Consider the following 15,295-nt stretch of genomic DNA (forward strand, 5'->3'; position numbering starts at 1 on the left):
TCGCGCTACCCGAATCACGGTCATGATCGAGACGACGCGCGGCTGAGGGGAGGCTGAAGGGGGCGATTCACCCGATGGGGCACGGGAGAGGGAAGTTCTCTCGGCCGAACGGAGTACCGCGGGCCCACACGGCACCCGCGCGCGCCCGCAGGGTGAAAGCGCCCACGGGACGCTCCCTCACCTCCCGGTGGCCACATGACCGCGCCCCCTCGCTCCGTACGGAGCGAGGGGGCGCGGTCGCGGTGCCGGCCGGCGCGGGTCAGTCGCGCACGGGCTCCACGGCCCGGCTCTCGTACCGGCCGTCCAGCTTGGCGACCAGTCCGGTGACCTGACGGGCGATGTCCGGTGCGGTCAGGCCGATCTCCGCCATGACCTCCTTGCGGGAGGCATGGTCGAGGAAGACCGGCGGGATTCCGAAGTCGCGCAGGGGTACGTCCACCCCGGCGTCCCGCAGGTTCTGGGCGATGGCGGAGCCGACGCCGCCCGCCCTGCTGTTGTCCTCGACGGTGACGACGACGCGGTGCTGTGCGGCGAGCGGGGCGAGCGCCTCGTCCACGGGCTTGACCCAGCGCGGGTCGACCACCGTCGTGGAGATGCCCTGGGCGTCCAGCAGCGCGGCGATCTCCAGGCACATCGGGGCGAGCGCGCCGACGGAGACCAGGAGGACGTCCGGAGCGTCCGTGCCCGCGTGACGCAGCACGTCCATGCCGCCGACCGTGCCGACGGCCTTGACCGCCGGGCCGACCGCACCCTTGGAGAAGCGGACGACGGTCGGCGCGTCGTCGACGTCGACGGCCTCGCGCAGCTGGGCGCGGACCTGGTCGGCGTCGCGCGGGGCGGCGATCCGGAGGGTCGGCACGCACTGCAGGATCGACATGTCCCACATGCCGTTGTGCGAGGCGCCGTCCGTACCGGTGACTCCGGCGCGGTCCAGGACGAAGGTCACACCGCACTTGTGCAGGGCGACGTCCATCAGGACCTGGTCGAAGGCGCGGTTGAGGAAGGTCGCGTAGACCGCGAAGACGGGGTGGAGTCCACCGGTGGCGAGGCCGGCGGCGGAGACTGCACCGTGCTGCTCGGCGATTCCGACGTCGTAGATCCGGTCCGGGAAGGCCTCCTCGAACCTGCCGAGGCCCACGGGCTGGAGCATGGCCGCGGTGATCGCGACGATGTCCTCGCGCTCGTGGCCGAGCTTGACCATTTCCTCGCCGAAGACCGAGGTCCAGTCGAGGCCGGAGGTGGAGATGGGCAGGCCGGTGTCGGGGTGGATCTTGCCGACGGCGTGGAAGCGGTCGGCCTCGTCCTGGAGGGCCGGGGTGTAGCCGCGGCCCTTCTCCGTGAGGCAGTGGACGATGACCGGGCCGCCGAAGCGCTTGGCACGCGTCAGCGCGGACTCCAGGGCCTCGATGTCGTGGCCGTCGATCGGGCCGACGTACTTCAGGCCGAGGTCCTCGAACATGCCCTGCGGGGCGATGAAGTCCTTGAGGCCCTTCTTGGCGCCGTGCAGGGTCTCGTACAGCGGCCTGCCGACGACCGGCGTGCGCTCCAGGAGGTCCTTGCCGCGGGCCAGGAACCGCTCGTACCCGTCGGTCGTGCGCAGGGTGGCGAGATGGTTCGCGAGGCCGCCGATGGTCGGCGCGTAGGAGCGCTCGTTGTCGTTGACGACGATGACGAGGGGGCGGTCCTTGGCGGCGGCGATGTTGTTCAGCGCCTCCCAGGCCATACCGCCGGTGAGCGCGCCGTCACCGATGACCGCGACGACGTGGTCGTTCTTCTTCAGGACCTCGTTGGCCTTGGCGAGGCCGTCGGCCCAGCCGAGGACGGTCGAGGCGTGCGAGTTCTCGATGACGTCGTGCTCGGACTCGGCGCGGGACGGGTATCCGGAGAGGCCGCCCTTGCTCTTGAGTTTCGAGAAGTCCTGCCGGCCGGTGAGCAGCTTGTGCACGTAGCTCTGGTGGCCGGTGTCGAAGAGGACCTTGTCCTGCGGGGACTCGAACACCCGGTGCAGGGCGATGGTCAGCTCGACCACACCCAGGTTCGGGCCGAGGTGGCCTCCGGTCTTGGACACCGCGTCGACGAGGAAGGTACGGATCTCCTCGGCGAGCTGGTTCAGCTGCTCGAGGCTGAGCCGGTCCAGGTCGCGCGGTCCCCCGATGCGGGTCAGCAGGTCCACCCGTGCCTCCTTGCGTTTGAGCTGGTCGAGCGTGCCGATCCGATGAGTCTAATGTTCCGTCGGCGGCATCCGTCATCGGGCGGCGCTTTGGTCCGCCCGGCGGCGCGTCGCGACGGACGCGCCTGTGCCCGGCGTCACGGGGACGCCGGGCACAGGTGTGCAGGTACGACGGTCAGGCGCGGCCTGCGGTCTTCTGCGTCTTGCGGGTGATGGAGTCGATGACGACCGTGATGAGAAGAACAGCGCCGGTGATCATGTAGTTGATCGGTGTGGCGATGCCTTCCAGCGCGAGGCCGTACTGGATCGAGACGATCACCATGACACCGAGGAGCGCGTTCCAGGTGCGGCCCCGGCCTCCGAAGAGGCTGGTGCCGCCGATGACGGCCGCGGCGATGACGTTCATCAGGAGGTCGCCGCCCCCGGAGCCCTGGTTGGCCGCCGCGATCTTGGAGGCCCAGAACAGGCCCCCGATCGCCGCGAAGGTGCCGGCGATGGCGAAGACCGAGACGCGGATGGCGGTGACGTTGATACCGGCGCGGCGGGACGCCTCGACGCTGCCGCCGAGCGCGAAGATCTTCCGCCCGTAGGCGGTGCGGCGCAGGACGAAGTCCGTACCGACCAGGACGACGAGGAAGAGGACCAGGGCCAGCGGGAGACCGCGGTACTGGTTGAACATGAACGCCGCGCCGAAGGCGAACGCCGCCAGGATGACGGTGCGGACCACGATGTCGACGAGCGGCCGCGACGGGACGCCCGCGGCCTCACGACGGCGGGTGTCCAGGAACGCGGAGAGGAAGTAGCCGATCACCGCCACGGCGGCGAGGCCGTAGGCGGCGGCGACGTCCGCGAAGTAGTACGTGGTCAGCTTGCCGACGACGCCGTCGCTGTCCAGGTTGATCGTGCCCGTGTCGCCGAGGAGCTGAAGCATGAAGCCCAGCCAGAACAGCAGACCGGCCAGGGTGACGGCGAACGCGGGAGCGCCTATCCGTGCGAAGAAGAAGCCGTGGACGGCGCCGATGACCGCGCCGCTGACGATCGCGACGAGGACGGCGAGCCACTCGTTCATACCGTGCGTGACGCTGAGCACGGCGACGACGGCACCCGAGACACCACTGACGGAGCCGACCGAGAGGTCGATCTCCCCGAGCAGCAGCACGAAGATGATGCCGACGGCCATCATGCCGGTGGCCACCATCGTCACGGTGATGTCGCTGATGTTCTTCGCGGAGAGGAACTCGGAGTTCAGGCTCTGGAAGACCACGCAGATGATGAGCAGGCCGATGATCACGGGGATCGAGCCGAGGTCACCACCCCGTATCTTGCGCTTGAACTCGGTGAGGTAGCCGCCGAAGCCCTGCTCCCGCACGAGGAGCCGGGGGTCGACCGCGGTGTCGGCGCCCTTGGCCGCCTCCGGGTTGACCACTGGGGTGGATGTCGTGTGCCTGGTCACTTCTGGGCCTCCGCGTTGCGCGCCGCACGACGGGTCACGGCGTTCTCCGTGGCACCCGTGATGGCGGAGATGATCTCTTCCTGCGAGGTGGTCTTCACGTCGAAGACCCCGTTGTTCCGGCCCAGCCGGAGCACGGCGACCTTGTCGGCGACGGCCTTCACATCGGCCATGTTGTGGCTGATGAGGATGACCGCGTGACCGCGCTCGCGCAGCCGCTCGACGAGGTCGAGGACCTGTGCGGTCTGCTCGACGCCGAGGGCGGCGGTGGGCTCGTCCAGGATGACGAGCTTGGGGTCGCCCAGCATCGAGCGGGCGATGGCGACGGTCTGTCGCTGACCGCCGGAGAGCGAGGCGATCGGGATGCGGACGCTGGGGATGCGGATCGACAGCGTGCTGAGGAGCTCGCGGGAGCGCCGCTCCATCTCGACCTCGTCGAGGATCCCGAACTTGCGGAGCTCCCGGCCGAGGTAGAGGTTGCCGACGACGTCGATGTTGTCGCAGAGCGCGAGGTCCTGGTAGACGGTCGCGATCCCGAGATTCTGGGCGTCGTGCGGCTTGTTGATCTGAACCTGCCGACCGTCCCACTCGATGACTCCGTCATCGATCGGGTGGACCCCGGCGATCGTCTTGACCAGCGTTGATTTTCCGGCTCCGTTGTCACCCACCAGGGCGACCACCTCACCGGCGTGGACCTCAAGCTCTACGTCGGTGAGCGCCTGGACGGCACCGAATCGCTTGGAGACCCCTCGCAACGCCAACACGGGCGTAGCGGACACGTGAACCATCTCCTTCGCCGCCTGACCCGGCGGGGGTACCGCGCCGCCCGAGGGGGCGCGGTGGTTGAGCAGAAGAATGAAAACAGCGGAAGTGTTCCGTCCGGCACCCCGCCCGGTAGCGGGACATGTGATGGGCGGGGCGCCGGACAGGCTTCGGGGGAGGCCGCGCGGAGCGCCTGTGGCAGGCGCCCCGCGGTGGGGCCTACTTCAGACCGGCGGCGTCGCAGGCGGCCTTGTACTTGGCCGTGCAGATCTCGTCGATCGTGTAGATGCCGTCCTTGAGGACGGTGTCCTTGATGTTGTCCTTGGTCAGCGAGACGACCGGGACGAGGACGGTGGCGATGCCCTTGGTGCCGGCGTTGTCGACCTTGGACGTGGCGATGGTGTCGAGCTTCTCGCCCTTGGCGAGCGCGACGGCCATCTCCGCGGCGACGACACCCTCCTGCGGGTACGGCTTGTAGACGCTCATGAACTGCTCACCGGTGACGATGCGCTGCACACCGGCGAGTTCGGCGTCCTGGCCGGTGACCGGCGGGAGCTTGGAGAGACCGGCGGACTTGAGGGCCTGGATGATGCCACCCGCCATGCCGTCGTTGGCGGAGTAGACGCCGGCGATCTTGTCCTTGCCGAGGGCCGTGATCGCGCCCTCCATGTTGGCGTTGGCGTTCTCCGGCTTCCACTCCTTGGTGTCGTACTCCTTGCCGTACGTCACCTTGCCGTCGAGGACGGACTTGGCGCCCTTCTTGAAGAGCGCGGCGTTCGGGTCGGTGATCGACCCGTTCATCATCACGATCGTGGGCTTGCTCGCGGAGCCCAGGGCCTCCAGCAGGGCCTTGCCCTGCGCGCGGCCGACCTCTTCGTTGTCGAAGGAGGTGTAGGCGTCGATCGGGCCCTCGGCGAGGCGGTCGAAGGCGACGACGGGGATGCCCGCGTCCTTGGCCTTCTTCACGCTGTTCTCGATCGCCTTGGCGTCGACCGCGTCGACGATCAGCGCGTCGACCTTGTTCGTGATCATGGTGTCGACCTGCTGCGCCTGCAGCGTGGCGTCCTGCTTGGCATTGGCGTAGACAACCTCGCCCTTGCCACTGGTCAGCTCGCTGACCTTCTTCTCGATGATCGGCTTGTCGAACTTCTCGTAGCGGGCTGTGACGTTCTCGGGCAGAAGCAGCCCGATCTTGATTGCGTCACCCTTCTTGCCCGACTCCGTGTTGGTCGTCTTGTCGCCGGACTCCTTGGCACTCCCGCAAGCAGCGAGCGAGACGGCCATGGTGGTGGCGGCAACGGCAACGGCGGCACGACGCATACGCGTGTTCATTTCGAACCTCCCTGACGAGGCCGCGACGTTGCGGCCGAGGTGGGTTGGAGTCAACTCGGCCGCGCCGTCAGCGTCAAGGAGTAAATACTTAACGAGATGACAACGGTGCCATTCGTTATCTAAGTGAAGGCAGGAGCCCCGACAGGGGCCGTGCTCTCCAAAAGGGTTGAATCACCCATCTCGCTGAGAACGAGGGCCAGCGCCCCCAGCACTTCGGCCCGGCCGCCGAGCGCTCCGGGCAGCACCGAGAGCTGCCGTGCCGCACTGGGGATCGCGTACCGGGAGACCGAGTCGCGAATGGGTCCGAGCACCAACTCGCCTGCCTCGGCGAGTGATCCACCGAGCACCACCCGGCTGGGATTGAGCAGGTTGCAGAGGTTGGCCACACCGCTCCCGATGTGCCGCCCCACGTCCCCGATCACCCTGCGGCACCCCGGATCGCCCTCACGGGCCAGCTGGACCACCCGCTCCATGGTGAGTTCGGGCCCGTGGCTGGGCTGCAGAAGGGGCAGGACGTACCGTGCGGCGGCGAAGGTCTCCAGGCAGCCGCGGTTGCCGCAGCGGCACACAGGGCCCGATTCGTCGAGCGTGATGTGCCCGATCTCGCCGGCCGTGCCGCCGGGCCCGCGGTAGATGGTTCCGTCGATCACCAGACCGGCGCCGACACCGCTCGCGACCTTGATGTACGCGAGGTCCTTGACCCCCCTGCCGCTGCCCCAGACAAGCTCCCCCAGGGCTCCGAGGTTGGCATCGTTGTCTACGTACACGGGCACGCCGAGGCGGCCCGAGAGCTCCTGGCTGGGGTTGATGCCCGTCCAGCCCGGCAGGATCGATGTGGAGCCCAGCGTGCCGGACTCCACATCGATCGGGCCGGGAACGCCGAGGCCCACCCCGATCACCTTGCCCGGGCTGATCCCGGTCGTCTCGATCAGCCGGTTGACCAGCTGTTCCGCCCGGCCGAAGCCCTCCGCCGACGAGGCGTCGACGTCCAGCGGCTCGGATTCCTCCGCCAGTACCTGGTGGGCGAGGTTGCCGATGGCCACGCGAAGGTGAGTATGTCCGAAATCTACCCCGATGACAATGCCCGCGTCCCCGCTGAGGGAGACGCTCCGGGCACGGCGTCCGCCCGCCGAGGTGGGGGTCACCTCGACCGTGCCGCCGTCCTTCAGTTCTCGAACGATGTTGGAGACAGTGGCCGCGGAGAGGCCCGTACTCCTGGCGATCTCCGCCTGGGTGAGCGAACCCGCCATACGCACGGCGCGCACAACCCGCTCAAGGTTGGCGCGATGCAGAGATGTCTGCGACCCCGGAGTCTCCATTGACCCACCCTTATCCGTGGTCCGCGTCACCCTGGGTGACCGAACCTTGTACAAGTTATGAACTCCAAAGCTCCGCTGAGGATACCTATGCCGTCAACCCCTTGACGGAAATCTGCTCCTGCCCCTTACACAAGGATCGGGCCCCGGAGAGTTGTCTCTCCGGGGCCCGATCCTTGTGTAAGGGGTGAAGCAGCGGTTACGTGATGGCGCCGGCCGGCGAAGCGACCCGGCCGTACCGTCAGCGGAAGGTGCCCTGTGACACCGAACCGGCAATCCGGCGCTGGAAGATGACGTACACGACCAGCACAGGCACCACCGTGATCACGATCGCCGCGAACAGCGCACCGTAGTCGACGTCGTAGACCTGCGAGGACGCGTACGCGGCCATCCCCTGGGTCAGGACCCACATGTCCTGGTCGGTGTTGAGCGCCACCGGCAGCAGGAACTGGTTCCACAGCCCCAGGAAGTTGAAGATCGCCACCGCGGCCATGCCCGGACTGGCCATCGGCAGCATGACCTGGAAGAACGCCCGCCAGTCACCGGCACCGTCGATCAACGCGGCCTCGTAGACGTCATGCGGCAGTGACCGAAAGAACGAATAGAGGAAGAACATCGTGAACGGCAGCGCGAACGCGACGTAGGTGAGGATCAGTCCCAGACGCGTGTTCAGCAACCCGAAGTTCTGCAACTGGAAGAACAGCGGCACGATCGCCAGGAAGACCGGGAACGTCAGTCCGGCCAGCATCGTGTAGTAGATCAGCCGGCGCCCGGGGAACTGGAACCTGGCCAGGATGTAGGCGCACATCGCACCCAGCAACATCACCAGGAACAACGCGGAGACAACGACGATCACCGAATTCAGGAAGTACTTCCCGATGTTCGCGTCGGTCCACGCGTTCGCGTAGTTCTCGACCCTCCAGTGGCCCGGGAGCGAGAACGGCGACGACAGGATCTCGCCGGTCGACTTGAACGACGACATCAGGATCCACAGCATGGGCACGATCACGACCACGGACCATATGACCAGCAAGACGTGCGAGATCGCGGCGAACCTGCGGTCGCTGCTTGCGGTGACCCTGACCAGTTTCCGGTCAGCGGCTATGGCGCTCACTGAGCACCTCCCTTGGCTCCAGCACGCCGAGCCTTGAACCCACGCGCATTCTCTTTGCCCTCGCCACCGCCGGTCAGGCGGAAGACGGTGAACACCAGCGCCGCGAACACCAGGGTGACGACGGCGAGGACGACACCCATCGCGGTGGCGTATCCGAACTGCTGCTTCGCGAAGGCGACGTTGAACAGCCGTTGGCTGATCGTCAGGGTCGAGTTGGCCGGCCCGCCGTTCGGCAACAGTGCCTGTACGTAGACGAACGCGTCCAGCGCGGCGATGCCGAGATAGATGTACGCCGTCTGCACACTGTCCCGGATCGCCGGCAGGGTGATCGAGATCGTGGTCCGGAACCGTCCGGCCCCGTCGATCTTGGCCGCCTCGTACAGCTCGGCGGGAACTCCCTTGATCGCGGCGATGAAGAGCACCGCGTAGAACCCGACGAGTCCCCAGACGAAGACGAACATCAGGGACGGCATGGCGGTCGAGACCTCGCCCAGCCAGGCGAACGCCACGAAGCCGTCAAGACCGATCTTGGTGAGGAAGCCGTTGACCAGGCCGGCGTTCGGGTCGAACATCTGCGCCCAGATCAGGCCGACGATGATCGCCGGCACGACGTAGGGGAAGAACGAGATGATCCGGTAGAACGACGCACCCCGGATCCCCCGGACGGGGCCCTTGCTGGGCCCGCCCAGCGTGATGGCCACCGCGACCCCGAGGGCGAGCGTCAACGTCACCAGCGGTACGACGGCCGCCAGCAGCACCACGTTGCGCAACGCCTTCAGGAAGATGTCGTCCTCGAACATCTTGATGAAGTTGTCCAGCCCGACGAAGTTGTAGTCCGGGCTGAAGCCGCGCCAGTCCGTCATCGCCCAGTAGATCGCCTGGACGAACGGCATCAGGACGAAAAGGACGAAGACGGCCAGCGGGATACCGAGGAACGCGAGGAAGAACGTCACCCGGTCGAAGGTGAGTTTGCGGCGCCCGGGACGCCCGCCGCGAGCGGCCGACTTGAGCCGGCCGCTCGTGGGTTCGGTTTTGGTGATCGTGTCACTCATCGCGCTACTAGCTGACCTTGATCTTCTCGATGGAGGCGTCTTCCCGGATCTTGTCGGAGATCTTCTGCAGAGCCGAGGTCAGACCCTTGGCGTCGATGTCGCCGGCGAGGAACGAGTTCCACGGCACCAGCTGGTCGGTGTTCATGCCGTAGGCCTCGACGAACGTGTAGTTGAAGATGTTCTCGCCCGCGGCCTCGAGCATCTGCGTCTGCGAGACGAGGGCCGTGGAGCCGTAACCGTCGGCGGGCACGGTGCCCTTGACGATCGTCGGGGCCAGCTTCGTCTTGGAGAAGTTGGCGGCCGCCTTCTCGGACAGCATGGCCCGCAGGACCTCCTTGCCGCCGGCCGGGTTCTTGCCCTGCTTGGGAACGATGAACGGCTCGCCCGCGGCCGCACGGAGCGCCTCGTAGGGGATCTTCGGCTTGGCCGTGAGCGTCATCGCCGGAACACCGGTCATCTGGAAGTCGGCCTTGGTGGCGTCCTTCATCTCGTTCTCGATCCAGCCACCGGACGGGTAGAGCAGCGCCTTCTGGTCGTTGCTCCAGATCGCCTGCGCCTTCTGGAACTGGGTGCCGGAGCCGCCGGGGACGAACATCTTCTCCTTGACCATGGTCTCCATGACCTTGATGACGCCCTGGACCGCCGGGTGCGACCAACAGCCCTTCTCCAGGTTCCCCAGCGCGAGCCGGACCTCGTCGCCGCCCTCCTTGATCGCCGAGTCGATCAGGAGCGTCCGGTAGTAGGTCGCCGCTTCCTTGCCGTGGACGAAGAGGTACTTGCCCTTCTTCTTCGCCGCCTGGCCGAGGTCGAGCGCCTCGTCCCACGTCTTCGGCGGGGTCCAGCCGTTCGCCTCGAACAGCGTCTTGGAGTACCAGACGCCGTACACCGTCATCACGTAGTTGAGCGCGACGAACTTGTCCTTGAACGTGCCGGGGTCCTTGACGCCGGGGTAGACGATGTCGGCGATCTTCTTGCCCTCGTAGGTGTTGGCCTCGAAGACGTCGTCGAGCTCCTCGAGCTGGTCGAGAATGCCCAGGAAGCCGATCTGGTCCTCACCGGAGTTGTCGATGAGGTCCGGCGGGTTGCCACCGACGAAGCGGGGCTGGAGCTCCGGGCCGATGTCGACGACCGGCTTGACGTCAACCTTGGTGCCGGCGATCTGGGCCCCGACGACCGTGTTGACGAACGCGACGTAGTCGGTGCCGTAGCCGCCGTCGAAGATGGCCGCCTCGACCTTGGAGTTCTTGGCGACGCCGAACGGGTTCTTGGCACCCTTCTTGCCCTTCGGGCCGCCGCCACCGTTGTCCTTGCTGGAGGGAGAGCCACACGCAACCGCGAACGAACCCATGGCTGCCGTCGCGATCGCCCCGCGCAGGAGCGTTCGCCTGTCAAGAGAGCCGACACGAATGGTCATCTCTGCATCCTCACTGATCGATTGGATCTCTACGGTTTGCTGCGTGTTCGGCTGCCGGGCCGGGCTGGCCCCGTGCTTGCCGCACTTCTCTTTGAGCGCGTCCTGATGTGGGTCTCCGTCTGCGATGCCGGCGGAAATGCACATCGGGTCGTTCAGCCGTCGTCTCGGAGCCGCTCAGCGGCACCGATGGTGATCACCTGAGCGATGTCGGAAAAACGGTCGCCGTAGCCGCGGCCCGCGCGACAGTCGCGCTCCGCCTGATCAGATCGCAATGGCCTACGCCGGGAGTGGATCCCATGCTCAAGTCCTCGCCTTCTCCAGGACTCAGGCGGTGTACCGGTCACCCGTCGATATCGCCTCAGGCGAAGGGTCCCGCCACCGCAATCAGTTGCGCTTGGGTCATGCGGAATTGCAGTTCTTCCGTGCAGTGCGGGATTTCGGGAGCCGTACGGCGAAGTCGCTGACAGCGGCCCCGCAGACGTCCCCCGTCCCCCTTGCCCGTGACGCGCGAACGGCCGTCCAGGTGCCGACAGGTATAGTCCACTTGTCGCCAACTGAGCAAGATCGAATGCAGGTTTGAGCGGCAGTCTTTCCCGAGTTGAGACCTCGCGGACACTTCGGCACCGTGCGCCCTCTCACCGGAACCAACATTTCCGGATTGCGGCCGATTCGGCAGGGCGACACCTCGCAACACTCTTGACACATCTGGCCACTTGGCTCCCTACTGGTACCCGAGTCCCGCAATGACAACGTTGTCCAAGTACGCCCCCCGGGAGGATCGGCTCCGTATGCAGCCCCTACGTGGTCTTCAGCAAGGCCCCCGCAAGAGACACAGCACCTCCGCCGCGGTCATCGCGGCCTCTCTCGTCCTTGTGGCGGCAGCCCCTACCGCGGCCTTCGCACAACCGGCCGGACCGTCCCAAAAGCCTTCCGGTGAACGTTCGTTCAGCTCTTCCTTCGAAGAGGACGAAAAGCAGCCGGACTGGCGCAATACCGTTGAAGAAGGCTCTGACGGAAAGAAGAGGGCATCGGGTATCGATGGCGGATTCTCCGCCGGAATACCGGGCAATGTCACCGATCAGGTCAGCGATGTGCGGGCCAGCAGCGAGAACTCCGGGGGCGGCGAGGGGAAGGAGAACCTCGTCGACGTGGAGTCCGCCACCAAGTGGCTGGCCTTCCAGTCGTCGGGCTGGGTGGAGTTCGATCTCGTCGAACCCACCAAGGTGGTGACATACGCACTCACCTCGGCCAACGACCACGACGAGCGCGACCCCAAGGACTGGACCCTGAAGGGTTCCGCCGACGGCAAGACCTGGACGGACCTGGACACCCGGACCGGCCAGACCTTCTCGGAGCGCTTCCAGACCAAGTCGTACGATTTCACGACGGATACGGCTTACAAGCACTTCCGTCTGGACATCACGAAGAACAACGGCGCCGGGGACGCGATCCAGCTCGCCGACGTCCAGTTCTCCAACGGCGACGCCTCCCCGCCGGCGCCCGGCGACATGCGCAGTCAGATCGACCGCGGCCCCTCCGGCTCCCCCACCGCCAAGGCGGGCGCGGGATTCACCGGAAAGAAGGCCCTGCGCTACGCCGGCACGCACAAGCCGGACGGCCACGCCTACTCGTACAACAAGGTCTTCGACGTCGACACGGCCGTCACCAAGGACACCGAGCTCTCGTACCTGGTCTACCCGCAGATGGGCCAGACGGACCTCAACTATCCGGCGACCCACGTCGCGGTGGACCTCGCCTTCACCGACGGCAGCTACCTGAGCGAGCTGAAGGCCACCGACAGCCACGGCGGGCTGCTGACCCCGCAGGGCCAGGCCGACGCCAAGCGGCTGTACGTGAACCAGTGGAACAAGGTCGCCTCGCGCATCGGCACCGTCGCGGCGGGCAAGACCGTCGACCGGATCCTGGTGGCGTACGACTCCCCCAAGGGCCCCGCGAAGTTCCAGGGCTGGCTCGACGACATCAAGATCGCCCCGAAGGCCCCGGAGAAGCGCAAGGCGCACCTCTCGGACTACGCGTCGACGGTGCGCGGCACGAACTCCAGCGGCGGCTTCTCGCGCGGCAACAACTTCCCCGCGACCGCGGTCCCGCATGGCTTCAACTTCTGGACGCCGGTCACCAACGCCGGCTCCACGAGCTGGCTGTACGACTACTCGCGCGGCAACAACGCGGACAACCTGCCGACGCTGCAGGCCTTCAGCGCCAGCCATGAGCCGAGTCCCTGGATGGGCGACCGCCAGACCTTCCAGATGATGCCGTCGGCGGCCTCCGGAACCCCGGACGCCTCCCGTACGGCACGCGGGCTGCCGTTCCGCCACGAGAACGAGACGGCGAACCCCCACTACTACGGGGTGACGTTCGAGAACGGTCTCAAGGCCGAGATGACGCCCACGGACCACGCGGCGCGGATGCGGTTCACCTACCCGTCCGCCGACGCCAGCATGGTCTTCGACAACGTCTCCAACGACGGCGGTCTCACCCTCGACGCGAAGACCGGCTCCTTCACCGGCTACTCCGACGTGAAGAGCGGCGGTTCCACCGGGGCCACCCGGCTCTTCGTGTACGGCTCCTTCGACGCACCGGTCACCGACAGCGGCAAGCTGAAGGGCGGCGGCGGTGACGACGTGACCGGGTTCTTCCGCTTCGACGCGGGCAAGGACCGCACGGTCAACCTGCGCCTGGCCACCTCGCTGATCAGCGTCGACCAGGCGAAGAAGAACCTCGCCATGGAGCTGCCGGAGAAGACCTCCTTCGACACGGTCCGGAGGAACGCGCAGAAGGCCTGGGACAAGATCCTCGGCAAGGTCGAGGTCGAGGGCGCCAACTCCGACCAGCTGACCACGCTCTACTCGAGCCTGTACCGGCTGTACCTCTACCCGAACTCCGGCTTCGAGCAGGTCGACGGGAAGAGCACCTACGCGAGCCCGTTCTCGCCGCCGACCGGCACCAACACCCCGACGCACACCGGCGCGAAGATCGTCAAGGGTGAGGTGTACGTCAACAACGGCTTCTGGGACACCTACCGCACGACCTGGCCCGCCTACTCCTTCCTCACCCCGAAGCAGGCCGGCAAGATGGTCGACGGCTTCGTCCAGCAGTACAAGGACGGCGGGTGGATCTCCCGCTGGTCCTCCCCGGGGTACTCCGACCTGATGACCGGCACGAGCTCGGACGTGGCCTTCGCCGACGCGTACGTCAAGGGCGTGGACTTCGACGCGGAAGCGGCGTACGACGCGGCCGTCAAGAACGCCACGGTGGCCCCGCCGTCCTCCGGTGTCGGCCGCAAGGGCATGGAGACCTCGGTCTTCACCGGGTACGCCAACACCGAGACGCACGAGGGTCTCTCCTGGTCGCTGGAGGGCTACCTCAACGACTACGGCATCGCGCAGATGGGCCAGGCCCTCTACAAGAAGACGAAGAACGAGCGCTACAAGGAGGAGTCCGCGTACTTCCTCAACCGCGCCCAGAACTACGTCAAGCTCTTCGACGACAAGGCCGGCTTCTTCCAGGGCAAGAAGCCGAACGGCGACTGGCGCGTGCCCTCCGACAAGTTCGACCCCCGTGTGTGGGGCTACGACTACACGGAGACCAACGGCTGGGGCTACGCCTTCACCGCCCCGCAGGACAGCCGGGGCCTGGCCAACCTGTACGGCGGCCGCGACGGTCTGGCGAAGAAGCTGGACACCTACTTCTCGACCCCCGAGACCGCCGGACCCGAGTTCGTCGGTTCGTACGGCGGCGTCATCCACGAGATGACCGAGGCGCGTGACGTACGGATGGGCCAGTACGGCCACAGCAACCAGGTCGCGCACCACGCCACGTACATGTACGACGCGGCCTCGCAGCCCTGGAAGACGCAGGAGAAGGTCCGCGAGGTCCTCGGCCGCCTGTACACGGGCAGCGAGATCGGCCAGGGCTACCACGGCGACGAGGACAACGGCGAGCAGTCGGCCTGGTTCCTCTTCTCCTCGCTCGGCTTCTACCCGCTGGTCATGGGCAGTGGTGAGTACGCGATCGGCTCGCCGCTCTTCACGAAGACCACCGTGCACCTGGAGAACGGCCGCGACCTGGTGGTCAAGGCTCCGAAGAACAGCGCGAAGAACATCTACGTCCAGGGTCTGAAGGTCAACGGAAAGAAGTGGACGTCCACTTCGCTGCCGCACGACCTGCTGGCCAAGGGCGGCGTGCTGGAGTTCGACATGGGCTCCAAGCCCTCGGCGTGGGGAACGGGCAAGGGCGCGGCCCCGGTCTCCGTCACCCAGGACGACAAGGTTCCGGCCCCGAAGGGCGACGTGCTCAAGGGCGACGGCGCGCTGTACGACAACTCCTCGGCCACCTCGGCCGCGGTCGAGTCGGTGGACCTGCCGGTCGCCTCCGCCACGAAGGCGATCCAGTACACGCTGACGTCCTCCGCGGCGGCGAAGGCCCCGACGGGCTGGGTGCTGCAGGGCTCCTCGGACGGCACCACCTGGAAGGACCTCGACAAGCGGTCCGGCCAGACGTTCGTCTGGGACAAGCAGACCCGGGTGTTCTCGGTGCACACGCCGGGCTCGTACACCAAGTACCGGCTGGTGAGCACGGCGGCGGCGACGCTGGCGGAGATCGAGCTGATCTCCTGACCACCTGACCGGAGTCGCAGAGCCGGGGGCCGGCCACCCGCACGTGCT

The 15,295-nt window shown here is 66.8% G+C and carries 9 protein-coding genes; 1 reads left to right on the forward strand and 8 read right to left on the reverse strand.

Annotated features, from left to right (window positions below; genetic code table 11):
• Positions 1–259: 259 nt before the first annotated feature.
• The 8 genes from dxs to ngcE form a co-directional block, all read right to left on the reverse strand.
• Positions 260–2,173, reverse strand: coding sequence for a 1-deoxy-D-xylulose-5-phosphate synthase (gene dxs, locus ACFW9O_RS33475; protein ID WP_351179671.1), 1,914 nt, complete (start codon positions 2,171–2,173; stop codon positions 260–262).
• A 172-nt stretch (positions 2,174–2,345) separates the two neighbouring features.
• Positions 2,346–3,623, reverse strand: a complete 1,278-nt coding sequence (locus ACFW9O_RS33480; protein WP_384614591.1) for a sugar ABC transporter permease — start codon at positions 3,621–3,623, stop codon at positions 2,346–2,348.
• Entirely contained in the window at positions 3,620–4,408 is a 789-nt protein-coding gene (locus ACFW9O_RS33485) for an ATP-binding cassette domain-containing protein (protein ID WP_351179665.1), read from the reverse strand. Before ACFW9O_RS33485 ends, ACFW9O_RS33480 begins: the two co-directional genes overlap by 4 nt.
• A 193-nt stretch (positions 4,409–4,601) precedes the next feature.
• Entirely contained in the window at positions 4,602–5,714 is a 1,113-nt protein-coding gene (locus ACFW9O_RS33490) for a sugar ABC transporter substrate-binding protein (RefSeq protein WP_384614593.1), read from the reverse strand.
• Positions 5,715–5,833: 119 nt separating this feature from the next.
• Positions 5,834–7,033 carry an ROK family protein gene (locus ACFW9O_RS33495; RefSeq protein WP_384614595.1) on the reverse strand — a complete coding sequence of 400 codons (1,200 nt, stop codon included), beginning with the start codon at positions 7,031–7,033 and terminating at the stop codon, positions 5,834–5,836.
• A gap of 238 nt (positions 7,034–7,271) precedes the next feature.
• Positions 7,272–8,144, reverse strand: a complete 873-nt coding sequence (locus tag ACFW9O_RS33500; protein WP_384614597.1) for a carbohydrate ABC transporter permease — start codon at positions 8,142–8,144, stop codon at positions 7,272–7,274.
• Positions 8,141–9,196: a carbohydrate ABC transporter permease gene (locus tag ACFW9O_RS33505; RefSeq protein ID WP_384614599.1), complete on the reverse strand. Its 1,056-nt coding sequence runs from the start codon at positions 9,194–9,196 to the stop codon at positions 8,141–8,143. Before ACFW9O_RS33505 ends, ACFW9O_RS33500 begins: the two co-directional genes overlap by 4 nt.
• A 7-nt stretch (positions 9,197–9,203) precedes the next feature.
• Positions 9,204–10,610, reverse strand: a complete 1,407-nt coding sequence (gene ngcE, locus ACFW9O_RS33510) for an N-acetylglucosamine/diacetylchitobiose ABC transporter substrate-binding protein (protein ID WP_384614601.1) — start codon at positions 10,608–10,610, stop codon at positions 9,204–9,206.
• A gap of 788 nt (positions 10,611–11,398) precedes the next feature.
• Here ngcE and ACFW9O_RS33515 point away from each other — a divergent pair.
• The gene (locus ACFW9O_RS33515) at positions 11,399–15,247 is read left to right on the forward strand and encodes a GH92 family glycosyl hydrolase (RefSeq protein ID WP_384614603.1); all 3,849 of its coding nucleotides are present in this window, start codon (positions 11,399–11,401) and stop codon (positions 15,245–15,247) included.
• Positions 15,248–15,295: the final 48 nt, after the last annotated feature.

This window comes from Streptomyces sp. NPDC059499, from assembly GCF_042749285.1.
Classification (GTDB): domain Bacteria; phylum Actinomycetota; class Actinomycetes; order Streptomycetales; family Streptomycetaceae; genus Streptomyces.